The organism is Massilia sp. DD77 (assembly GCF_036961685.1).
Taxonomy (GTDB): domain Bacteria; phylum Pseudomonadota; class Gammaproteobacteria; order Burkholderiales; family Burkholderiaceae_D; genus Telluria.
On record NZ_JBAMDH010000028.1, the window covers coordinates 41,653 to 63,271 of the forward strand.

Annotated in this window: 18 protein-coding genes and 1 pseudogene; 9 read left to right on the forward strand and 10 right to left on the reverse strand. The window is 66.2% G+C overall.

What is annotated here, in order from left to right; translation table 11 throughout:
• Positions 1 to 5 precede the first annotated feature (5 nt).
• Positions 6 to 227 (reverse strand): hypothetical protein, encoded by a 222-nt coding sequence (locus V7778_RS17420; RefSeq protein ID WP_335557550.1) that lies wholly within the window; start codon positions 225 to 227, stop codon positions 6 to 8.
• 68 nt (positions 228 to 295) lie between these two features.
• Entirely contained in the window at positions 296 to 1,531 is a 1,236-nt protein-coding gene (locus V7778_RS17425) for an RtcB family protein (RefSeq protein ID WP_335557552.1), read from the reverse strand.
• Positions 1,532 to 1,661: 130 nt separating this feature from the next.
• Between V7778_RS17425 and V7778_RS17430 the strand changes: the two genes are divergently transcribed.
• The gene (locus V7778_RS17430; protein ID WP_335557554.1) at positions 1,662 to 2,708 is read left to right on the forward strand and encodes a lipid A deacylase LpxR family protein; all 1,047 of its coding nucleotides are present in this window, start codon (positions 1,662 to 1,664) and stop codon (positions 2,706 to 2,708) included.
• 81 nt (positions 2,709 to 2,789) lie between these two features.
• Positions 2,790 to 3,194, forward strand: coding sequence for a hypothetical protein (locus V7778_RS17435; RefSeq protein ID WP_335557555.1), 405 nt, complete (start codon positions 2,790 to 2,792; stop codon positions 3,192 to 3,194).
• 12 nt (positions 3,195 to 3,206) lie between these two features.
• Here the strand turns inward: V7778_RS17435 and V7778_RS17440 are convergent, their stop codons facing one another.
• The 3 genes and pseudogenes from V7778_RS17440 to folE form a co-directional block, all read right to left on the reverse strand.
• A complete protein-coding gene (locus V7778_RS17440) occupies positions 3,207 to 3,815 on the reverse strand; it encodes a phosphatase PAP2 family protein (RefSeq protein WP_335557557.1) in 609 nt (202 codons plus the stop codon).
• A 196-nt stretch (positions 3,816 to 4,011) separates the two neighbouring features.
• Positions 4,012 to 4,275, reverse strand: a pseudogene (locus tag V7778_RS17445) (transposase); the annotation flags it as partial.
• Positions 4,276 to 4,376: 101 nt separating this feature from the next.
• Positions 4,377 to 4,955 carry a GTP cyclohydrolase I FolE gene (gene folE, locus V7778_RS17450; protein WP_335557559.1) on the reverse strand — a complete coding sequence of 193 codons (579 nt, stop codon included), beginning with the start codon at positions 4,953 to 4,955 and terminating at the stop codon, positions 4,377 to 4,379.
• Between the two features lie 154 nt (positions 4,956 to 5,109).
• Between folE and V7778_RS17455 the strand changes: the two genes are divergently transcribed.
• Positions 5,110 to 6,018, forward strand: a complete 909-nt coding sequence (locus V7778_RS17455) for a hypothetical protein (protein WP_335557560.1) — start codon at positions 5,110 to 5,112, stop codon at positions 6,016 to 6,018.
• On the opposite strand, the gene nudC is transcribed toward V7778_RS17455, so the two are convergent.
• From nudC to V7778_RS17480, 5 genes are all read right to left on the reverse strand, one after another.
• Positions 6,015 to 6,854: an NAD(+) diphosphatase gene (gene nudC / locus V7778_RS17460; protein ID WP_335557562.1), complete on the reverse strand. Its 840-nt coding sequence runs from the start codon at positions 6,852 to 6,854 to the stop codon at positions 6,015 to 6,017. The two genes, V7778_RS17455 and nudC, sit on opposite strands and share 4 nt — an antisense overlap.
• Positions 6,855 to 6,995: 141 nt before the next feature.
• Positions 6,996 to 8,156, reverse strand: coding sequence for an MFS transporter (locus V7778_RS17465; RefSeq protein ID WP_335557564.1), 1,161 nt, complete (start codon positions 8,154 to 8,156; stop codon positions 6,996 to 6,998).
• A 572-nt stretch (positions 8,157 to 8,728) separates the two neighbouring features.
• Positions 8,729 to 9,754, reverse strand: coding sequence for an alpha/beta hydrolase (locus V7778_RS17470; protein WP_335557566.1), 1,026 nt, complete (start codon positions 9,752 to 9,754; stop codon positions 8,729 to 8,731).
• Positions 9,755 to 9,957: 203 nt separating this feature from the next.
• A complete protein-coding gene (locus V7778_RS17475; protein ID WP_335557568.1) occupies positions 9,958 to 10,383 on the reverse strand; it encodes an organic hydroperoxide resistance protein in 426 nt (141 codons plus the stop codon).
• A gap of 407 nt (positions 10,384 to 10,790) precedes the next feature.
• Complete coding sequence (locus V7778_RS17480) at positions 10,791 to 11,801, reverse strand: LacI family DNA-binding transcriptional regulator (protein ID WP_335557569.1); 1,011 nt, start codon at positions 11,799 to 11,801, stop codon at positions 10,791 to 10,793.
• Between the two features lie 283 nt (positions 11,802 to 12,084).
• Here V7778_RS17480 and V7778_RS17485 point away from each other — a divergent pair, with 283 nt between their 5' ends.
• From V7778_RS17485 to V7778_RS17510, 6 genes are all read left to right on the forward strand, one after another.
• Positions 12,085 to 14,523 (forward strand): TonB-dependent receptor, encoded by a 2,439-nt coding sequence (locus tag V7778_RS17485; protein WP_335557571.1) that lies wholly within the window; start codon positions 12,085 to 12,087, stop codon positions 14,521 to 14,523.
• Between the two features lie 77 nt (positions 14,524 to 14,600).
• Entirely contained in the window at positions 14,601 to 15,944 is a 1,344-nt protein-coding gene (locus V7778_RS17490; RefSeq protein WP_335557572.1) for a GH1 family beta-glucosidase, read from the forward strand.
• Positions 15,945 to 15,981: 37 nt separating this feature from the next.
• Positions 15,982 to 17,040: a glucokinase gene (locus tag V7778_RS17495; RefSeq protein WP_335557575.1), complete on the forward strand. Its 1,059-nt coding sequence runs from the start codon at positions 15,982 to 15,984 to the stop codon at positions 17,038 to 17,040.
• Positions 17,027 to 18,364 (forward strand): MFS transporter, encoded by a 1,338-nt coding sequence (locus V7778_RS17500; protein ID WP_335557576.1) that lies wholly within the window; start codon positions 17,027 to 17,029, stop codon positions 18,362 to 18,364. The genes V7778_RS17495 and V7778_RS17500 overlap by 14 nt, the downstream gene beginning before the upstream one ends.
• On the forward strand, positions 18,361 to 20,562 hold the full coding sequence (locus V7778_RS17505) for a heme-degrading domain-containing protein (RefSeq protein WP_335557578.1): 2,202 nt from the start codon (positions 18,361 to 18,363) through the stop codon (positions 20,560 to 20,562). Before V7778_RS17500 ends, V7778_RS17505 begins: the two co-directional genes overlap by 4 nt.
• Positions 20,562 to 21,554: a Gfo/Idh/MocA family protein gene (locus tag V7778_RS17510; protein WP_335557579.1), complete on the forward strand. Its 993-nt coding sequence runs from the start codon at positions 20,562 to 20,564 to the stop codon at positions 21,552 to 21,554. The genes V7778_RS17505 and V7778_RS17510 overlap by 1 nt, the downstream gene beginning before the upstream one ends.
• Positions 21,555 to 21,619 lie beyond the last annotated feature (65 nt).

Here is a 21,619-nt window from a genome sequence, read left to right on the forward strand (position 1 = left end):
GCGGTTCAGGCGCCGAAGCCGGCGTTGCGTTCCACGGCACTGCGCACCGCGGTCACGATGCCGGCATAGGTCGTGTCACGGCACAGGGGGCCGCCCTCGCCTGCGCAGGGATCGGCGCCGTCGGCCGCCACGATCGCGTGGACAGGCTGGGCGCTGCGCGGGCCCTGGCGCATGCGTTCAGGGGCGGGCGTGCGCCGCCGGCCGGTCAGGCTCTGGTCGTCTTGCATCGGATTGCTCGCTTGGGTCGGGGGAACAGCAAAAACGCGGACGCCGTCGCGCCCGCGGTCGGAAACACTCATCCCTTCACGCACACCACCTGCTTCAGGGTATGGACCACTTCCACCAGGTCGCGCTGGGCGTCCATGACGGCGTCGATGTCCTTGTAGGCCATCGGGATCTCGTCGATCACGCCTTCGTCCTTGCGGCATTCGACGCCGGCGGTGGCGCGCTCCTGGTCCGCCAGGGTAAACCGGCGCTTGGCCTCGGTGCGGCTCATGACGCGGCCGGCGCCGTGGCTGCAGCTGTTGAAGCTCTCGGGGTTGCCCTTGCCGCGCACGATGAAGCTGCGTGCGCCCATCGAGCCGGGAATGATCCCCAGCTCGCCCTCGCGCGCCGACACCGCGCCCTTGCGCGTGACCAGCACGTCCTTGCCGAAGTGGCGTTCCTTCTGCACGTAGTTGTGGTGGCAGTTGACCGCTTCGACATGGGTCTCGAAAGGCTTCCTGATGACGCTGCGCACCGCGTGGACCAGGTTGTGCATCATGACTTCGCGGTTGATGCGGGCGAACTTCTGCGCCCAGCCGACCGCTTCGACGTAGTCGTCGTAGTGCTGGGTGCCTTCTTCCAGGTAAGCGAGATCCTGGTCGGGCAGGTTGACCATGTGGCGCCGCATGTCCTGGCGCGCCAGCTCGATGAAGTGGCTGCCGATCGCGTTGCCGACGCCGCGCGAACCGGAGTGCAGCATCAGCCACACGAAATTGTCCTCGTCCAGGCAGACTTCGACGAAGTGGTTGCCGCTGCCGAGGGTGCCCAGGTGCTTGTAGTTGTTGGTGCCGCGCAGCTTGGGGTACTTGCGGCAGATCTCGTCGAACTCGTCCTTGAGCTTCATCCAGCCGGCCTCGGCAGCGGGCGGCGGACTGTTCCAGGAGCCGACGTCGCGCCCCTTGGCGTTGCGCGTCTTGGGCGACATGCCGTGCGGGATCGCCTGCTCGATGGCGCTGCGCAGCTTGTGCAGGTTGTCGGGCAGGTCGTCGGCGCGCAGCGTGGTCTTGGCCGCCATCATGCCGCAGCCGATGTCCACGCCCACCGCCGCCGGGATCACCGCGCCCAGGGTGGGGATCACGCTGCCGATGGTCGATCCCTTGCCAACATGGACGTCCGGCATGACGGCGACATGGTGGAACACGAAAGGCAGCTGCGCCAGTTTCGACAGCTGTTCCTTCGCTTCCGCCTCGACCGGCACGCCGCGGGTCCACATCTTGACCGGACGTCCCTTGGCGCCGCCGAGCAGTTCGTACGCGTTCTGGTCCATGCGGCCTATCATCGCGTAAATCGAAAAACCATGGAGTCCGGCTGAAACGCGCGGCGATCCTGTTTCAGATCAAAAAAATCCTGTGTGCAGGTTCGACACTGGGTGGTGTGTTGAACAGGAAAGGCCATCGATGCCGAGCCCGCTCTTTTTCCGCCTGTCCGCGCTCGCGGCCCTGCCCCTGCTGCTGGCGAGCCTTGCCGCCGGCGCCCAGGACGCACGCTTTCTCACCTACGAGAACGACGAATTCTTCAACACCGACCGCTATTACACCAACGGCATCCAGCTCGCCGCGCGCCACGCGCAGGACACGCGTTCGCCAAGCGAGCGCCGCCTGCTCGACGGCCTGTGCCGCTGGCTGGGATGCGCCGAGGGCCGCCTGCTGTTCACGCAGGACAGCTTCGGACAGCTGATGTACACGCCCAGCGATATCACGGTCGCCGCCCGCCAGGACCAGGACCGGCCCTACGCCGGCCTGCTCTACCTGGAGCGCGACTACCTGTTCCTGTCGCCCGACGGGCACACTTTGACCACGCTCGACGGCCAGGTCGGGTTCACCGGGCGCCTGTCCCTGGCCGAGCACACGCAGAAGCTGGTGCACCGCATCGGCGACCGCTTGGCGCCGCGCGGCTGGAGCCATCAAGTCGGCAACTCGGTGGCCTTCCTGCTGTCGGTCGAGCGGCGCAGCGCCCGCCCCCTGCTGTCCGGCGAGCTGGGCGCTGGCGTGCGCCTGCAGACCAATACCTACTGGCGCCTCACCGCCGGCACCCTGATGAGCCATGCGGCGGGCGGCATCTCGCTGGCCATCGGCAAGGATCTGCCGGCGGTGTCGCCGATGCCGCCCGGGATCACCCACCGCCTCGGTGGCGGCAGGCTGGGCACGTCCTGCCTGTGGGACTGGGTGCAGTGCACCGCCTTCGCCGGCCTCGAGGGACGCTACGTGGGCTACAAGCTCTTTCTCCAGGGACGACCCGGGCGCGAGGATCCCGGCGTGCGGCCGCGGCGCTGGGTGGGCGATGCGATGCTGGGCCTGCGCCTCGATTTTCCGCGCACGCGCGGGCCGGACCACGGCCCCTGGTTCGTGCAGTTCCGGGCCACGCGGCGCTCGGCGGAATTCCACGCGCCGGTGCGGGTGCCGCGCCATACCTTCGGCGCGCTGACGCTCGGCACCGAATTCTGATGCCGGCGCGCGGTTGCGGAAGGGCGGTGGCGCTTCTATACTCGGCGGGACATGCACTGTTGCATTATCGAACGGAACTTCATGCGCCTTCCTCTCACCCTGCTGGCTCCCCTGCTCCTGGCCGGCTGCATCAGCGAAACCGCCCGCTATGACATCGACGACAACCACCAGGCGCTGATCGTGCGCGTCGACCAGGATGTCTTCTGGAGCAAGCGGGCCAGCCTGCGCGTGATCGTGACGCGCATGCCGGACTGCCAGCGCCAGCTGGAGCTGGGCGAGGTGCGCCTGCCGGGCCTGGAAATCGAACTGTTCGACAACGGCAACGGCACCTACACCCTGCGCGCCGGCGACGAGGCCTGGCAGGTCGAGACCCGTGGCTGCTCCCAGCTCGAAGCGCCGGAAGCGGACGCCGTCACGGGCCAGGCGCTGGGCCTGTTCCACCTCGACGCCGGCAAGAAGCTGGTGTTCGAGACGCCCGAGGAATAAACGGGAAGAAGTTCAGGGACGCAGCCAGCCGCGCCCGATCGGCAGCGCCAGCACGCGCCGGTACAGCGTTTCCAGCCCCGGCAGCACGCGTGCGCAAGCAGCGCGGGCCGCGGGCGTATAGGCCAGCAGGGCCATCGTTCCCGACACCAGCAGTGCACCCATCATGTCCTTGGGCCAGTGGACGCCCAGGTAGACGCGCGACCAGGCGACCAGCAGGGCCAGCGGCAGCAACGCCAGGCCCAGGCGGCGTGCCGGCCGCACCCCGCTGAAGGCCAGCACCAGGGCCACCGAGAAGATGCTGGTCGCATGGTCGCTCGGGAAGGAACTGTCGGGGTCGTGGAACAGGAAGGTATGGCCGACGTCGGCGACGAAGGGACGCGGGCTGTACCACAGGTGGCCGATCAGGCCGTTGAGCGCGAGCGCGCACAGCGCCGCCAGGCAGGCGCGCAGCGCCACTTCGCGGCGCGCGCCGGCGCCGCCCGCCCACAGCATCAGCAGTGCCAGCGGCATCAGGAAAATCAGCCAGCGGGCCGCGAACACGGCGCCCAGCAGCTGCCAGCCGGTCAGGCCGGCATGCGCATTCAGTGCGGAAAACAGGATGAGATTCAGGTGCTCGAGCATCGCTTTTTTGATAACAATATAAATTTGATAATTTTATTGTTAGCTTAGCTCAAGTGCCCCTGCACACTTTACAAAAGTGCAACTGAATGTGACAAAAAGATGACAGCTCCGCCGCGAGGCGTGTTCAAGCGGCGCTTCAGTGACCGTGCAGCAGCTTGCGCAGCTGGGCCGCTTCCGGTTCGCGCTCCAGTGCATCCAGGGTGTTTTCGAGCAGGGTGCGTTCGCCCTCCCGCTGCATGTTCCACTGGGTGAAGTACTCGTGCACGGTGCGCCAGGGCGGGAAGTCCGCGGGCAGGCTGCGCCAGGTGGCGCCGGTGTGCAGGAAATACAGCACCGCGCAGAACACGTCGTACAAATCGTGCTTGCGCGGACGGGTCTTGCGCCGCGCCGCCTCGAGCATGCTGCGGATGCTCTCGAACTGTTCGCGCGAGACGTCGCTCGGGTAGGCAGGGCGCTCCATGTCGGCCTCCAAAACATCTTGGAGGGCCGGGATACGGAACCGGTTCCCCGGTCGGGGCGGAAGACGCGCCGCGCTTGGCGCCGGCGGCGCCAGGGAGGCGGTCAGGCGCCGCGGTCGTCGCGCGCCAGCGACAGGAACTCGGTGCGCAGCGCCAGGTTGGGCTGCAGCTCGCCCAGCATGGCCGAGGTGATGGTTTCCTCGCCCGGGGTGCGGATGCCGCGGCTTTCCATGCACATGTGGCGGCACTTGATCACCACGCCCACGGCCTTTGGCTCCAGCACTTCCATCAGCGCGTTGGCGATCTGGATCGTCAGGCGCTCCTGCACCTGCAGGCGCTTGGCATAGATGTCGACCAGGCGGGTCAGCTTGGACAGGCCGACGATCTTCCCGTTCGGCAGGTAGCCCACGGTCGCGCGGCCGAAGAATGGCGCCAGGTGGTGTTCGCAATGGCTGTACACCGGGATGCCGCGCACCACGATCAGCTCGTTGTACTCCTCGGCGCCGTCTTCGAAAGCCTTCAGGACTTCCACCGGATTCTGGTCGTAGCCGGAGGTCCAGTGTTTCCAGGCCTTGGCCACGCGCGCCGGCGTTTCGTGCAAGCCCGGGCGCTCAGGATCCTCGCCAAGGCTGGCGAGCAGGCGACGCCAGTCGTGTTCGGTGAAAGCTTCTTTGTCAGACATGGTAAATCCTAGAAAATCGATTGCCGCAAGTATATAGAAACTAAGTGGAAAATGCGGGCAGGCGGCCCGCTCCTGCCGATTTTTTGAGCAGGATTAAGCCAGCAATACCACAGGCGGCGTAGCGTAAGGACGATTCCGTCACGGGAGAAGCGCCATGTTCGGCAGCACCGTCCTCGAAGTCGCCATCGGCCTGGCATGTTGCTACGGCACCCTGGCCCTGGTCGTCAGCACCTTGCAGGAAGCGCTCGCGGCCGCGTTCAGCCTGCGCGCGGGCATGCTCCAGGAAGGCATCAAGCGCATGCTGGCCGATCCGCGCTTCGACGCGCTGGCGCGCATGCTGTACGCGCACCCGCTGGTCAATCCGCAGGGGGCCGCCACGGTGCAGGGCGGCGCTGCGGGCGGCCGCCCGCCCGCATCCGCACCTTCGTACATCGACCCCAGGCACTTCGCGGTGGCCCTGGTCGACACCATCCGCCATGGCGAGATGTCGGTCGGCGCCGCCATCGCCGGCGTGGACGATCCGCAGCTGCGGCGCACCCTGCAAGCCCTGTATGCGCACGCGGGCGGCGACCTGCAGCGCTTCCTGGACTGCATCGCCGGCTGGTTCGACAGCGCCATGGAGCGCCTGTCCGGCGTCTACAAGCGGCGCCAGCTGCTGGTGTCCTGGCTGCTGGCGCTGCTGCTCGCAATCCTGTTCAACATCGACAGCATCCACCTGTTCCGCACCCTGTGGCAGCACCCGGTCCTGGCAGCCCAGATCGGCGCGGCGCCGGGCGCGCTCGATACCGCCACCCTCCAGCAGCTGTGGGCCCTGCCCATCGGCTGGAACGGCTTCCCGCCCACCCTCGACGCGCGCTTCGCCCTGCAGGCAGCGGGCTGGCTGGTGACCGCCAGCACCACCCTGTTCGGCGCGCCGTTCTGGTTCGACCTCCTGCAGCGCGCCATCAATCTACGCAGCACCGGCGCCAAGCCCGCACCGTCACAAGCCGCCGCCGGGCGCCTGCCCAAGGTGGCCGAAGTGCATGCGCTGCACGACGGACAGGCCCAGCCTGCGCGGCGCTAGCACCCGGGCGGACGGTGAGCGTCGACCAGGACGCTCGAGATCGAGATGTGCGGCACGCGTTCCGGCCAGGCGTCGTCCGGGCCGAACCAGCGCGCCTCGGCGATCTCGGACGTGTCGACACGGATCTCGCCGTCCAGGTAGTCCGCCGTAAAGGCCAGCATCAGGGAATGCGGGAAGGGCCAGGACTGGCTGCCGAAGTAGCGCAGGTTCTGCACCCGCAGCCCCACCTCTTCGTACACCTCGCGGTGGACCGCCTCCTCGACCGATTCGCCCGCTTCCAGGAAACCGGCCAGCGGCACGAAGCGCTTGGTGGGCGAGGCCAGGTGCATCGCCAGCAGCACCGCGTCGCCCTTGCGGATCAGGACCATCATCGCCGGCGAGATGCGCGGATAGGCCATGTGGCCGCAGTTGACGCACTTGAAGCAGCGCTCGCCGGCGGCCAGCACGGTCCCGCTGCCGCAGGCGCCGCAGAAGCGGTGGGTGCGCGCCCATTCGGCCACCTGGGCCGCGCGCGCCGCCAGGCCCACCAGCTGCTCGTCCATCTCGCCGAACAGGGAGCGCAGCCCGCGCCAGGCATGGCCGGGCGGCAGCGCCGGCTCGTGGTCCAGCCAGCCGGCCTGGCAATAGCGCTCCTCGAGCAAGCCGAGCGGCTGCACGTTCGCCTCCGGCACGCCGAGCTGCGCCAGCAGCGCGGCATCCGGCAGGGCCGGGCCGTCCTCGCGCACCAGCAGGCGTCCTTGGTGGAACAGGAAGCTCAGGGGAGCGGAGGCGAAGGTGGAGGCAGAATCGGGAGGCGGGGCGAACAGCGGCGTGAAGCTGGCGGGCGTCTGGAGCATGGTCGGCGGCGTCGGGTTGGGATCGCTCGATCATACCGCCTTTCCCTGCGGCGCTCCGGGCGCGGCCCTGGAAACGGCAACGCAGACGGCCCTTGCGGACACGTCTGCGCTGGAACGCGGCCAGGCCGCGCGAGGAGGACTTTACTTGAGCAGGCGGGTCCGGCTCGCAATGAGGGCAATCACCACCGACAGGCCGCCGACGTAGGCGATGGCCGCCTGCATGCCGACATAGTGGGCGACGGCGCCGATCACCGGCGGGCCCATCAGGCTGCCGCTGTAGGCCATGCTGGCCACACCGGCCAGGGCGATCGGGCCTTGGGCGCCGGCCGCGCTGAAGACGAACGGGAACAGCAGCGACAGGCCGAGGCCGGCGATCGCGAAGCCGCCCAGGGCGACGTAGGCGTTCGGGGCCAGCACCGCGAAGAACAGGCCGCATGCCGAGACCAGCGAACCGACGGTCACCAGGCGCTGGGCGCCGAAGCGGCCCTTCAGCTTGTCGCCGACCATGCGCGACAGCAGCATCATCACCGAGAAGGACGACAGGGCCAGCGGGGCCAGGCCGTCCGACGCGCCGAAGTGTTCTTTCAGGAACACGCCGCTCCAGTCGGCGATGCTGCCTTCCGACATCGAACCCAGGAAGCCCAGCAGACCCAGCAGTGCCAGCGGACCGCGCGGCAGGGAGAAGGCCTTCTTCTCGACCTTTTCCACGCTGTCGTCGGCTTCCAGCATCGAATAGCCCATATAGAGCAGCGCGGCCAGCGGCGCGGCCAGCATCACGAAGTGGGTGGCCGGAGCAATCTTGAGACTGGCCATCAGGCTGCCCAGGGTTGCCCCCGCCAGGCCGCCGGCGCAGCCGAGGCCGTGCAGCTTCGACAGTTCCGACTTGCCGGTCTGCTTTTCACGCTTGGTGGCGACCGAGTTGATCGCCACGTCGAAGGTGCTGGCGGTGATGCCCAGGCTCAGGACAGCCAGCATCAGGCGCGGCACGGTCGGGGCCATGCCGATCGCCACCAGCACGCACAGCAGCGCCATGCCGGAGACCAGGAGGGTCTTGCGGGCGCCGAAACGGCCCATCAGATAGGACGAGATCGGGTAGGACACCACGGCGCCGAGGCCGCCGCACAGCAGCACCATCGACAGCGCCGAGTGCGACACGTGGACGCGCTCGGCCAGCGCGGGAATGCGGCCGGCCCAGGAACCCATGATCATGCCGAATAGCGTGAACAGGAGCGGAAGTGCATATTGCTGGAGCTGCGCAAGCGAAAAAGTGGTGTTGCGCGAAATGGAAGCAGTCGTGTGCATCGGCGTCGGATTGTTAAATATTTTGAGGGTTAAAGCAGTTGCCAACTTGGCTGAGCAGCCCTGACCCGCATAAAAATTGCCGTCAGGAAGCTGATGGAGAGCAATTCTAAACACCTCAAAAGCGGGTGCGTTTTCCGTACGGAAAAAAATTCCGAATCGTTGTATCGCACCGACGCAAGGATGGCAACTTCCTTGTCATATCGCAAAAATCCCTTGTCAGGGACTCAAATACATGGGAACTAAATGCATTCAATTTGCGCGCAGATAGGGATATTTACCGTGCAGATAGCAGATATATGAAATCGTGATCGAGCACCGCAGGACACCGTTTCTCGTGCTTTTTCAATCATGTTTCGGCCGCTTTAGGACCTAGAGTCTGGAATGCTCCGATGGCCGATCCAGCAAAAATATGTCCGCATCTTCCACCTCCGGGGATGCGCCAGGCAAGTATTTCCTTTCTCGCCAGAATGTAAAATCCGTGCCGATCAATGCCGAGCCCGCAGATACAACAACGCCGCCCGAAGGCGGCGCACATGCATCCGACGTGCAGGCCAAGGTGACCTGCGACAGGGTCACTTCGCCAAGTGCTTCTTGAGTTCGCTACCCGCCTGCAGCACCTGGGAGCGCACGCCCGGCAGGGTAGCCAGGGGATTGAGCAGCCCAAAGTCGTGGATCATGCCGTTGTAACGTGTCACGGTGACGTCCACCCCAGCCTGGTCGAGCTTGCGGCCATAGGCTTCGCCCTCATCACGCAGCACATCGAACTCGGCGGTCTGGATCAGGGCCGGCGGCAAACCTTTCAGCTGAGCCAGGCTGGCTTGCAGCGGCGAGGCGGTGATTTCCTTGCGCTTGCCGGCATCCGTCGTGTAGCTGTCCCAGAACCAGGTCATCATATTCTTGGTCAGGAAATAACCCTCCGCATACTGTTTATACGAGGCGGTCTCGAAATTGGCATCGGTCACCGGCCACATCAGCACCTGGTAGCGCAGCTTCGGGGCGCCCTTCTCCTTGGCCATCAGGGTCAGGGCCGCCGACATGTTGCCGCCCACGCTGTTGCCGGCCACCGCCAGGCGGCTGCCGTCGATACGCAGTTCCTTGCCATGCTCGGCCACCCATTTGGTCGCGGCATAGATCTCATTGATCGCCACGCCGTAGCCGGCTTCCGGCGAGCGGGTGTAGTCGACGAACACGGCCACGGCGCCCGAGCTCTCGACCAGGTCGCGCACCAGGCGCTCGTGGGTCGGGAAGTCGCCCAGCACCCAGCCGCCGCCATGCACGAACATGAAGGCCGGCAGCACGCCCTTCTGGCCGGCCGGACGCACGATCTTCAGCTTGATCTGCTTGCCGTCGACGGAGATGGTCTTGTCGGACACCTCGGCTTTCGGCAGGACCAGCTTGACGCTCTTCTGCGCACCTTCCAGCACGGCTCTGGCGTCGGCCGGGGACAATTGCTCGAGCGGCTTGCCGCCGCCGGCTTCCAGGGCCTGGAGGAATTCCTGGGTACGGCGTTCGACACCGGGGCCACCGGCGGCGGCCGAGGCGGTGCCATAGGCCAGGGCAAGGGTGGCGGCTGCGAGGGTTTTGGTCAGTGCTTTCATGATATTTCCTTTCTATAATTTCGGTCTGGGTCAGGACACCGTCGAGCTTAGCGAGGGCGTCCCGGTTTTCATTGGAAAAACGAACCATCTTTACAGCCACCGAACTCCGGCATGGTTAGCGATTAAATCGCGTGCTACTTATTTGTTCCGCTAACCAGGCTGTCGTTCGGCCAGGTGTCCCGGTCGGGACACCTGGCTGCGGCTTATACCAGCTGCAGGGTGACGTTGATGTTGCCGCGGGTGGCATTCGAGTAGGGGCAGACGATATGGGCGCGGTCGATCAGGACCTGGGCTTCCTCGGCAGGCACGCCCGGCAGGCTGATGTTCAGCTGGACTTCGATGCCGAAGCCGGTCGGCAGCGGGCCGATGCCGACACTACCCTCCACCGATACATCCGGCGAGATCTTCAGCTTGTCGCGGGCGGCGACAAATTTCATCGCGCCCAGGAAGCAAGCCGAGTAGCCGGCCGCGAACAGCTGTTCCGGGTTGCTGCCTTCCAGGCCATTGCCGCCGAGTTCCTTCGGGGTGGTCAGTTTGACGTCGAGCACGCCGTCCGACGAGATGGCGCGGCCTTCGCGGCCACCGGTGGCTTTGGCAGTTGCACGGTAGAGGACTTTGTCGATTGCCATGGTGAGACTCCTTTTCAGTTTAGTTAAATCGCTATTTGATAGTGCGCTACTTAAATACTTTGCTGCCGGGGAGACGGTTGCTCCCTGCCTGCTGCGGGCTTCGCGGAACCGTTTGCTGTTCTGCGCTGCCATGGAAAGCATATTACATAGCACGCGATTTATTTGCAAGCGATTTGTGTAACGAGATGTTACGGCGAGTTGTTGGAGGCTAAAGGAAACCATGGGAATGCCGGGGAACCGGGTTGCGGCCTGCGCCGGAACGACGTGCTAAAGCCAGCGGTGAGAAGAAACGCCGTAGTCCGCGCCCGCAGTACATCGTTCCGGCGAAGGCCGGAACCCAAGTCCTCAGCGCGGCGAGAAAACAGGCAAAAGCCAAACCTGGATCAACCCAGGCCCATAAGCCACCATCAGACCAGCCGCACCGACTCCCTGACAATCAAGCTCAGCGGCGGCACTTCCGCCGGCGGCTGCGCATGCCCCAGCAGTGACAGCATCCGCCGTCCGATCCCGACGCCCACCTCATACAGCGGCTGGCGCACGGTGGTCAGCGGCGGCGTGGTGTACATCGAGCTGTGCAGATCGTCGAAACCGACGATCGAGATGTCTTCCGGCACCCGGATGTTGCGGCGGTACAGGGCCAGGCGCGCGCCATAGGCGCTCAGGTCGTTGCTGGCGAAGATGGCGGTGAAACGGCGGTTGGCGCTCAGCAGCTGGTTCACGGCCAGCAGGCCGCCGGATTCCTGGAAGTCCCCCGGCACCACCAGTTCCGGATCGGCGGCTATCCTGTGCCTGGCCAGGGTGTCGTGGTAGCCGGCCAGGCGCGCGCGGGCGTCGGCATGATCGGCCGGGCCGGTAATGAAGGCGATGCGCCGGTGGCCCTGCTGGACCAGGTAGTCCACCGCTTCGCAGGCGCCGGCATAGTTGTCGAGGCAAAAGCCCTGCATGCGCTCGCCCGCCAGCTGGCGCCCGAAGGCGACGATCGGCACGCGCCGCGAAAAGTCCAGGATCTGTTCGTCGCTCAGCTTGCCGGTCAGGATGGCCACGCCGTCGACCCGGCGCCCGATCAGGAGCTCGACGCGCTCGGCTTCCTCGTCCGCATGCCAGTGGCCGCTCATGATCAGGAGCGCATAGCCGGCCGACTTGACCGCATCCTCGATCCCTACCATGGCGCCGTTGAAGTAGCCGCTCTCCAGCGCCTGGGTCAGTACTCCGATGGTGCGCGTACTGCCCATTTTCAGGCTTTGCGCCAGGCGGTTCGGCTTGTAGTTGAGCTCTTCGATGACGCGTTCGATCGTGCGCCGCTTGTCGTCGGAGACCTTGGCGGTACCGTTCAGGAAGCGTGACACCGTGGCGGGAGAGACACCGGCCGCACTGGCGACCTGATACAAAGTGGTAATGGTGCTCTCGTCGTTTTTCATGAATTCCGGTAGCCGGCCAGGCAGATGTTGTCCTGAGTATATCACGCGTATTTTCCTCTTCCTTCACTCATGCAAGTCTTATGAAACTATTTCATAAACGGCGCGATGGTAGCGCTATCGCAACAGCTTGTCTGTTTACAAAAATTCCATTTGACATTTCGTCATGGGGAAAATTACTATGAAATCGGTTTCACACTTTATGAAATCGGTTTCTTGATGTGCGCCGTATCTGCTGTAGAACGACCCCTACTTAAAAATCAATAATTCAAAGATTGGAGACCGTATGACGAACTCCGTACCTCAAGGTGTGCGGGCGCTCGCGCCCATTCCATTTGCAGTTCTCACCCTGCTCGCCGCCATGGGCGGCGCCCAGGCCCAGAGCACCGAAGCAGCTGCCTCGACCCCGGCCGCGGCAGCCACCGGGACCGCCCCGAGCGGCACACCCGGCACCGCCAACGACGGCAAGATCGCCGAAGTCGTGGTTACCGCGACCAAGCGCTCCACCTCGCTCCAACGCACTCCGGTGGCCGTGACCGCGCTGAACGCCGCCACCCTGGCCGACAACCACGTCCAGACCATGCTCGACGTCGTCAACCTGGTGCCGGGCTTCCAGGCCACCGCCCAGGGCGACCACGGCGTGACCACCATGACCCTGCGCGGCATCGGCAACGACAGCGCCAAGACCCAGTACGCCGACCCGGAAGTGGCCAGCTTCGTCGACAACGTCTACTCGCCGCGCGCCGAAGGCGCTACCGCCCTGATGTTCGACGTCGAGGGCATCGAGGTGCTGCGCGGGCCGCAGGGCACGCTGTGGGGCCGCAACTCCACCGTCGGCGCGGTCAACATCACCACCGTCAAGCCGGAACTGAACAGCCGCTCCGGCTATGTCGAAGGCGGCATCGGCGACTACAACCGCTTCGGTGCGCGCGGCGCGGTCAACATTCCGCTGGCCGACAACGCCGCCCTGCGCTTCGCGGTGGTGCATGAGCGCCATGACGGCTATGTCGACTACCAGAAATTCCCGGGCGTGCCGGTCGAACAGCAGCGCGCGGCCTTCCTCGCCGCCGGCGGCAATGCGGCCGCCTTCCGCCCGATCAACGCGAACAACTACGTCACCGACGGCGACAAGTACAGCGCGCAGGACCAGACCGCGGCCCGTTTGTCGCTGCTGTGGCAGCTGGCCCCCGACCTGCGCTGGGACATCGCCTACGAGAAGTTCATCGACCGCGGCACCCCGAGCGCCAACCTGATGCAGACTCCGCGCGCCGGCCAGGACCATTGGTCGACGCTGAGCGACAGCGCCCCCTGGATCCGGCGCGACAGCCACAACCTGCGCAGCCGCCTGAGCTGGGACATCAACCCGGACATGTCGCTGCACTACGTCGCCGGCGCCTCCAAGTACAAGGGCAGCATGCGCTTCGACCAGGACGGCGGCGCGGTGCTGCCCACCTCGATCATCTCGGGAGGCGTATGGCAGGAGCACACCACAGTCGACTCGGACTACCGCAGCCAGAGCCACGAACTGCTGCTGCAGTCGACCGGCACCCGCACGGTCGACTGGCAGGCTGGCGCCTACTACGCCAACGAGAAGAACAGCATCCGCTTCGACATCCCGATCATGAACGGGACCGAGGACGGTACCGTCGTGTGGCAAGGCTCCTTCATCCAGCCGAAGGAAACCGTGGATTCCTACGCGGTATTCGGCCAGGCCACCTGGAACCTGAGCGACAAGCTGCACCTGACCGGCGGCGTGCGCTGGACCCGCGACAAGCGCGCCAACATCGGCGGCCGCGCCTACACCTGGGCCTACGATGCGACGTCGCCCCAGCTGCCCCTGAATCCCTCGATGGATCCGCGCCTGCCGGGCCAGGGTTTCAAGGAAGACGTGCCGGGCAACGACGGGGAGTTCAGCGACAGCAAGGCCACCGGCCTGGTGCGCGTGAACTACGACATCGACCGTGCCAACATGGTCTACGCCAGCGTCTCGACCGGGTACAAGTCGGGCGGCGTGCAGGACCGCGGCGTGCCCTACTTCCCCGAGACCCTGACCAACTACGAGATCGGCTCCAAGAGCACCTTCCTGAACGGCGCGCTGCGCGTCAACAACGCCCTGTTCTACATGGACTTCAAGGACTTCCAGTTCAATTCGCCGGTCAGCTTCCCGGACGGCAGCCGCGGTCTGGCGATCGAGAATGCCGAGGGTGCCGAGGTCTATGGCCTGGAATCGGAAATCGCCGCGCGCCTGTCGCCGGACGACCGCCTGTCGGTGAGCTTCGCGCTGCTCAAGTCCAAACTGGGACGCCTGATCGCCGGCTCGAACGACTATGCGCTGCCGCCCTGCACGGTCGACACCCGCATCGCCACCTGCCTGGACGTGACCGGCCACACCATGCCGCACTCGCCGCGCTTCTCGACCACGGTGCAGTACCAGCACACCTTCCGCTTCGATAACGGCTCGACCCTGGTGCCGCGCATTACCGCGCGCTACGAGACCGACGCCGAGCTGAGCGTGTTCAACCTGGGAGCGGAAGACCGCCAGGAATCCTATGCGACCGCGGACCTCGGCCTGCGCTACCAGAAGGACAAATGGTGGATCGACGCTTTTGTGAGGAACGTGAACGACAAGAAGATCAAGACCAGCGCCTTCAACGGCTTCGGACCGTGGCTGGCGCAGTACAAGCCGCCGCGCACCGTCGGCATCAACACCGGTTTCGATTTCTGAGACCGGCCCACGGCAGGCGCCTCGCGGCGGCCTGCCGTTTTCCATCCGCCTGACCGGCATTGCAACCTGAGACAGACATGACCAAGAGCCCCGACTTCGACTTCCGCAACGACTTCCCCGCCGACTTCACCTGGGGCGTCGCCACCAGCTCCTTCCAGATCGAAGGCGGCTGGAACGCCGACGGCAAGGGGCTCTCGATCTGGGACACCTTCTGCCTCGACTCCGCCAACATCAAGGACGCCAGCGACGGCACGGTCGCCTGCGACCACTACCACCGCTACCGCGAGGACGTCGGCATCATGGCTTCGCTGGGCGTGGACGCCTACCGCTTCTCGATCGCCTGGGCGCGGGTCCAGCCGGACGGCAAGGGCCCCTGGAACGAAGCCGGCTTCGCCTTCTACGAGCGCCTGCTCGACGAGCTGGAGGCCAGGAACATCCGCGCCCACGTGACCCTCTACCACTGGGACCTGCCGCAGGGCCTGCAGGACGACGGCGGCTGGCTGAACCGCGACACCGCCTACCGCTTCGCCGACTATGCGCGTGAAGTCGCGCGCCGTTTCGGCAACCGGGTCGAGGCCATCGCCACCCATAACGAACCCTGGTGCACGGCCAACCTCGGCTACGGCAACGCCCAGTTCGCGCCCGGCGTGGCCGACCTGAAGCAGTCGATCCAGGTCTCGCACCACCTGCTGCTGTCGCACGGCCTGGCCATGGCGGCCATGCGCGAAACGGGCGTCTCGGCCAAGCTGGGCATCGTGCTGAACCAGTGGACCGCCGACCCGGCCACCGATTCGCCCGAAGACCGCGCCATGGCAGACTTCGAATACGCGCGCTCGACCCAGTGGTTCATGGACCCGATCTTCAAGGGCCGCTACCCCGAGCTGGCCCTGCGCGGCCATGGCGCCAACGCGCCGGTGGTCGAGGAAGGCGACTTCGCCATCATCCGGCAGAAGATCGATTTCCTGGGCTGTAACTACTACTTCCGCGCCTGGTGCAGCGCCGCCACCCCACCGGTTCCGGCGCCGGCCCCGCACGGCACCACCGACATGGGCTGGGAAATCTATCCGGAAGGCCTGCCCGAACTGCTGCTCAAGCTCAAGGCCGAGTATCCGGACCTGCCCCCCATCTACATCACCGAGAACGGCATGGCCAATCCCGATGCGGTGAGCGGCGGCCAGGTGCACGACCGCGAACGCATCGCCTTCGTGCGCAGCCACCTGGATGCGCTCAAGGAAGCCATGGACAAGGGCGTCGAGGTGCGCGGATACTTCCTGTGGAGCCTGCTCGACAACTTCGAATGGAACTCGGGCTACAGCAAGCGTTTCGGCATCGTCCATGTCGACTACGCCACCCAGCAGCGCACGCTCAAGGACAGCGCGCTGTGGTACCGCGAATTCATCGCGGCGCGCGCCGCGGCTTGAGCGCGGCGCGCACAAGAACAAGGACATGGAGGAGACAATGCAAAGCTACAACGACGGCGCCTACATCGGCGGTCCACGCCTGCTGGCCGACATCGGCGGCACCAATGCCCGCTTCGCCCTGGAGCCCCGTCCGGGCGAGATCGGCGAGATCACGGCCCTGGCCTGCGCCGACTTTCCGCGCTTCGAGGATGCGCTGCGCGCCTACCTGGGCGGACGCCGCGTGCGCCATGCGGTCATTGCGATCGCCAACCCGGTCGACGGCGACGCCATCAAGATGACCAACCACCATTGGGCCTTCTCGATCGAAGGCGCGCGCCGCGAACTGGGACTGGACACCCTGCGGGTGGTGAACGACTTCACCGCGCTGGCGATGTCGCTGCCCGTGCTCGATCACGCCGACCTGATGCAGGTTGGCGGCGGCGCGGCGCGGCCCGGCGGCGCCATCGGCCTGGTGGGCGCCGGCACCGGCCTGGGCGTCTCCGGCCTGGTGCCCGCGGATGGACGCTGGACCCCGCTGCACAGCGAGGGCGGCCATGTCGCCTTCTCGCCGATGGACGAGCGCGAGCTCGAGGTGCTGCGCTACTGCTGGCGGCGTTTCGACCATGTATCGGCCGAGCGCTTCGTCTCCGGCCCGGGCCTGGCCCTGATCCGCGAGGCGCTGGCGGTCAGCCGCGGCGCGGCGGCCGACCTGTCGCTGGCGCCGTCCGATATCGTGGCGCGCGCGCTGGAAGCCGAAGACGCCCTGTGCCGCGAGACCGTCGACTGCTTCTGCGCCATGCTCGGTACGGTGGCGGCCAACCTCGCCGTCACCCTCGGCGCCCATGGCGGCATCTACATCGGCGGCGGCGTGGTGCCGCGCCTGGGCGACTACTTCGCCGCCTCGCCCTTCCGCGCGCGCTTCGAAACCAAGGGCCGCTTTTCAGGCTTCACGGCGCGGATCCCGACCTTCCTGATCACCGCGCCCTACCCCGCGCTGCTGGGCGCCTCGAGCATCCTGGCCGATCATCTCGCGCACACCCCGCCCGCCCAGCCGGCGCGCGGCATGGCACGCGCTAGCAGCCACCACACCCCGCGAGGCGAACATGCATCCTGCTAAACCTTCCGCTTCTCCCTTGCTGTGGGTGCCGACCGGCTACTTCACGATGGCGCTCGGCTACGTGATGCTCACCAGCGTCACCGCCATCATGTTCAAGAACCTGGGCATGGACAACGGCCGCGCGGCCCAGTATTCGAGCCTGCTGATCCTGGCCTACACCATCAAGCCCCTGTTCGCGCCCTTCGTCGAGATGTACCGCACCAAAAAGTTCTTCGTGCTGTGCGCCCAGATGCTGATCGGCGCCGGCTTCGCCGGCGTGGCCCTGCTGATGGAGCTGCCGGGCTACATGAGCTTCCTGATGGCGATCTTCTTCGCCCTGTCCTTCATCGGCGCCACCCAGGACATCGCCAGCGACGGCGTGTATGTCACCTCGCTGGACGCGCGTTCGCAGTCGCTGTACTGCGGCATCCAGAGCCTGTCGTGGAACATCGGTCCCATCGTCGCCGCCGGCGGCATGGTATTCCTGAGCGGCTACCTGCACACCACGGTGTTCGGCCACGATCCCAAGGTCTTTGGGCCGGACTGGATCGAGTCCTGGCGCATCATCTTCCTGCTGGTCGGGGCCATCACGCTGCTGATGGCGGCCTGGCACTGGCGGGTCATGCCGGAAGGCGCGCGCGCCGCCGACACGCCATCGAGCGTCAAGGACGCGGGCCGCATCCTGCTCGACGCCTTCGTCACCCTGTTCCAGAAGCGCGACGTGTGGCGCATGATCGCCTTCGCCTTCCTGTTCCGCCTGAGCGTGGGCTTCCTGGAAAAGATCGGTCCCTTCTTCATGGTCGATCCGGCGGCGAAAGGGGGCCTCGGCCTGTCCAACGAGATGCTGGGCCTGATCTACGGCACCTATGGCCTGGCGGCGGTGCTGCTCGGCTCCCTGCTGGGCGGCCTGTATGTGGCCAGGCGTGGCCTGAAGCGCACCCTGTTCGTGCTGTGCTGCGCGATCAACATCCCGAACGCGGCCTTCCTGGTGATGAGCATCTACCTGCCTTCCAGCCTGATGCTGATCACGCTCGGCGTGGTGGTCGAGAAGTTCTTCTTCGGCTTCGGCGCGGTGGGCTTCATGATCTATTTGATGCAGCAGCTGGCGCCGGGCAAGTACACCACCACCCATTACGCCTTCGGCACCGGCCTGATGGGCCTGTGCAACCTGGTCACCGGCGTGGTCAGCGGCCACCTGCAGGAGATGATGGGCTATGTCAGCTACTTCGTGTTCGTGATGGTCGCCACCATCCCGTCCTTCCTGGCCACCTGGTTCGCCCCCTTCCACCACGACGACGGCAGCGCGCCGGCGCTGGATGCGAACGGAAAGGCGGTGCCGGCATGAAGCTGCCGACCCTCCCATTCCCTTTCCTGCTGCTGCTGGCCGGCGCCGCCGGGGCCCAGACCAATACCATCAAGCTCAACCAGCTCGGCTTCCTGCCCCAGTCGCAGAAGCTGGCCGTCGTGCCGCAAGGGACCGCCGAACGCTTCGAGGTGATCGGCGCCGACGGCAAGCCGGCCTTCGCCGGCAAACTGGGCGCGGCAACAAGCTGGGCCCCTTCGGGCGAGACCGTGCGCGTGGCCGACTTTTCCTGGCTGAGTAAACCAGGCGCCTACCGCCTCAAGGTCGAGGGCCTGCCGCTGTCCGATCCCTTCACGGTGGCCCAGGACGGCTACCGCGCCCTCAACAGCGCGGCCCTGAAAGCCTTCTACCTGAACCGCGCGGGCATCGCGCTCGAGCCGAAGCATGCGGGCCGGTGGGCGCGTCCCGCGGGCCACCCTGACGACAAGGTGCTGGTGCATGCCTCGGCCGCATCCACAGCGCGTCCGGCCGGCACGGTGCTGTCCAGTCCCAAGGGCTGGTACGACGCCGGCGACTACAACAAGTACGTGGTCAATTCAGGCATTTCGACCTATACCCTGCTGGCCGCGCTCGAACACTTCCCGCAATGGTTCGCACGCCAGGACGTCGGCATCCCGGAATCCGGCAACGGCGTGCCGGACATCCTCGACGAGGCGATGTGGAACCTCGAGTGGATGCTCAGCATGCAGGACCCGTTGGACGGCGGCGTCTACCACAAGCTGACCAACCTGCGCTTCGACGGCATGGTCATGCCGCATGCGGTGGGCAAGGCGCCGCGCTACGTGGTGGCCAAGGGCACGGCGGCGGCCTTGAATTTCGCCGCCACCATGGCCGCCGCCAGCCGCGTGCTGGCAAACCATGACCAGCGGTGGCCGGGCATGTCGAAGAAAATGCTGGCGGCCGCCGAACGCGCCTGGCAGTGGGCCGCCGCCCATCCCGCTGCCGTGTTCAAGAATCCACCCGGCGTGGTCACCGGCGAGTATGGCGACGCCCACCTGGAGGACGAATTCGCCTGGGCCGCGGCCGAACTCTACATCGCTACCGGCAAGGACATTTATCACAAGGCGCTGCGTCCCGAGACCGTGGCGGCCACCGCGCCGTCGTGGAGCGACGTGCGCGGCCTGGCCTGGATGTCGCTGGCCCAGCACCGCGAGCGCCTCAAAGCGCCCGATGCCGCCCTGGCCGCCAGCCGCCTGGACGGGCTGGCCCGGCAACTGGTGCAGGAATGGCGTTCGTCCGGCTACCGCGTGCCGATCAAGGGATCCGAGATGGTCTGGGGCAGCAATGCGGTGGTCCTGAACCAGGCCATGATGCTGCTCCAGGCCTACCGCCTGAACGGCACCCAGGATTACCTGTTGGCCGCGCAATCGGCGCTCGACTATGTCCTGGGGCGCAACGCCACCGGCTATTCCTTCGTCACCGGCTTCGGTGCCCGCCCCACCCTGCATCCGCACCACCGGCCCTCGATGGCCGACGGGGTCGACGCGCCGGTCCCGGGCTGGCTGGCCGGCGGACCCAATCCGGGCCAGCAGGACAAGAAGGATTGCCCGGTGTCCTACCCGAGCGCCCTGCCCGCGCTGTCCTATATCGACCATGGCTGCAGCTACGCCGCCAACGAGGTCGCCATCAACTGGAACGCGCCGCTCGTCTACGTGAGCGCGGCGCTGTCCGAATTCACGCCAAAGCCAAGGACCATCGCCATGACCGACTCCCCCGTTCCCCTCGAGGTCCTGCAGCGCCAGGAACAGTTGCTGCAGTTCGAGCGCTTCGACAACGACATCGCGCTCGAGATCGGCCTCAAGCTGATCGACATGGCGCGCGCCAGTAAAAAGGCGGTGTCGGTGGAGATCGCCCGCAACGGCACCGTGCTGTTCGCCCACGGCATGAACGGCACCTCGCGCGACAACAGCGACTGGATCCGCCGCAAGAGCAACCTGGTCAACCGCACCGGCCACAGTTCCTTCTACGTCCACAACCAGGTGCGCCTGGCGGGCGGCGACCACGACGCCATCCCCGCCCTCGATCCTCGCGAGTACGCGGCCCATGGCGGCTCCTTCCCGATCGTGATCAAGGGCAGCGGCCAGGTCGGCACCATCACCGTCTCCGGCCTGCCGGGCGCGGAGGACCACGCGATGGTGGTGGCGGCGCTGAAGGACTACCTCAAGGTGACGGAGCTGTGATGGAAAGAGCGATCAGGTGGGGCATCCTGGGCACCGGCCGCATCGCCCACGATTTCGCCGCGGGCCTGCGCGACGCGCCGGGCGCGGTGCTGGCGGCGGTGGGCTCGCGCAGCAAGGAAAGCGCGCACGCCTTCGCCGCTGAATGCGGAGCAGAAGCGGAGATCGCGGCCTACGGTTCCTACGGCGAGCTGGCGCTGGCGCCGGACATCGACATCATCTACATCGGCACCCCGCATACGATGCATGCCGAGAACGCGGTGCTGGCCCTGCGCGGCGGCAAGGCCGTGCTGTGCGAAAAGCCCTTCGCCATGAACCGGCGCGAGGCGGGCGAGGTGGTGGCGCTGGCGCGCGCCAAGAACCTGTTCCTGATGGAGGCGATGTGGACACGCTTCATGCCGGCGCTGGCGGAAGTGAAGCGCATCATCGCATCCGGCGAGATCGGCACGGTGACCCAGGTGCATGCCGACTTCGGCTTCTCGGCCACGCAAGACCCCGAACACCGCGTCAACAAGCTGGAACTGGGCGGCGGCGCGCTGCTGGACCTGGGCATCTATCCGCTGTCGATCGCCTGCGCCCTGCTCGGCAAGGTGAGCGCGGTGCAGGCCCAGGCGATCATGGGCGAGACCGGCGTCGACCTGAGCACCGCCTTCACCATGAAGCACGCGGGCGGGACGCTGTCGGTGTGCAGCTGTTCGCTGCGCGCCCGCTCGGGCTGCGAGCTGCTGGTGTCGGGTACCAAAGGCCGTGTTCGCATGCACCGCATGTTCCACCTGGCCACCCAGGTCACGGTCGAGCTGGCCGACGGCAGCGCACGCACGATTCCCACGCCCTACCTGGGCAACGGCTATACCCACGAGGCGATCGAGGCCGGGCGCTGCCTGCGCGAAGGATGGATCGAGCATCCCTTGATGACGCATGAGGAGACGCTCAGCCTGATGGGCTTGCTCGACACGATCCGCAAGCAGATCGGCCTGCGCTATCCCAGCGATTAGCGGGGCAACTCAGCCGGACAGTGTTAATTTCCTGTCGGAATTTTTTACATGGAGGTAAAGACAGT

What these genes read in the sequence shown, in the direction of transcription:
- V7778_RS17420 (WP_335557550.1), bottom strand. Translation starts at nt 227, where the DNA reads ATGCAAGACGACCAGAGCCTGACCGGCCGGCGGCGCACGCCCGCCCCT.
- V7778_RS17425 (WP_335557552.1), bottom strand. Translation starts at nt 1,531, where the DNA reads ATGGACCAGAACGCGTACGAACTGCTCGGCGGCGCCAAGGGACGTCCG.
- V7778_RS17430 (WP_335557554.1), top strand. Translation starts at nt 1,662, where the DNA reads ATGCCGAGCCCGCTCTTTTTCCGCCTGTCCGCGCTCGCGGCCCTGCCC.
- V7778_RS17435 (WP_335557555.1), top strand. Translation starts at nt 2,790, where the DNA reads ATGCGCCTTCCTCTCACCCTGCTGGCTCCCCTGCTCCTGGCCGGCTGC.
- V7778_RS17440 (WP_335557557.1), bottom strand. Translation starts at nt 3,815, where the DNA reads ATGCTCGAGCACCTGAATCTCATCCTGTTTTCCGCACTGAATGCGCAT.
- folE (WP_335557559.1), bottom strand. Translation starts at nt 4,955, where the DNA reads ATGTCTGACAAAGAAGCTTTCACCGAACACGACTGGCGTCGCCTGCTC.
- V7778_RS17455 (WP_335557560.1), top strand. Translation starts at nt 5,110, where the DNA reads ATGTTCGGCAGCACCGTCCTCGAAGTCGCCATCGGCCTGGCATGTTGC.
- nudC (WP_335557562.1), bottom strand. Translation starts at nt 6,854, where the DNA reads ATGCTCCAGACGCCCGCCAGCTTCACGCCGCTGTTCGCCCCGCCTCCC.
- V7778_RS17465 (WP_335557564.1), bottom strand. Translation starts at nt 8,156, where the DNA reads ATGCACACGACTGCTTCCATTTCGCGCAACACCACTTTTTCGCTTGCG.
- V7778_RS17470 (WP_335557566.1), bottom strand. Translation starts at nt 9,754, where the DNA reads ATGAAAGCACTGACCAAAACCCTCGCAGCCGCCACCCTTGCCCTGGCC.
- V7778_RS17475 (WP_335557568.1), bottom strand. Translation starts at nt 10,383, where the DNA reads ATGGCAATCGACAAAGTCCTCTACCGTGCAACTGCCAAAGCCACCGGT.
- V7778_RS17480 (WP_335557569.1), bottom strand. Translation starts at nt 11,801, where the DNA reads ATGAAAAACGACGAGAGCACCATTACCACTTTGTATCAGGTCGCCAGT.
- V7778_RS17485 (WP_335557571.1), top strand. Translation starts at nt 12,085, where the DNA reads ATGACGAACTCCGTACCTCAAGGTGTGCGGGCGCTCGCGCCCATTCCA.
- V7778_RS17490 (WP_335557572.1), top strand. Translation starts at nt 14,601, where the DNA reads ATGACCAAGAGCCCCGACTTCGACTTCCGCAACGACTTCCCCGCCGAC.
- V7778_RS17495 (WP_335557575.1), top strand. Translation starts at nt 15,982, where the DNA reads ATGCAAAGCTACAACGACGGCGCCTACATCGGCGGTCCACGCCTGCTG.
- V7778_RS17500 (WP_335557576.1), top strand. Translation starts at nt 17,027, where the DNA reads ATGCATCCTGCTAAACCTTCCGCTTCTCCCTTGCTGTGGGTGCCGACC.
- V7778_RS17505 (WP_335557578.1), top strand. Translation starts at nt 18,361, where the DNA reads ATGAAGCTGCCGACCCTCCCATTCCCTTTCCTGCTGCTGCTGGCCGGC.
- V7778_RS17510 (WP_335557579.1), top strand. Translation starts at nt 20,562, where the DNA reads ATGGAAAGAGCGATCAGGTGGGGCATCCTGGGCACCGGCCGCATCGCC.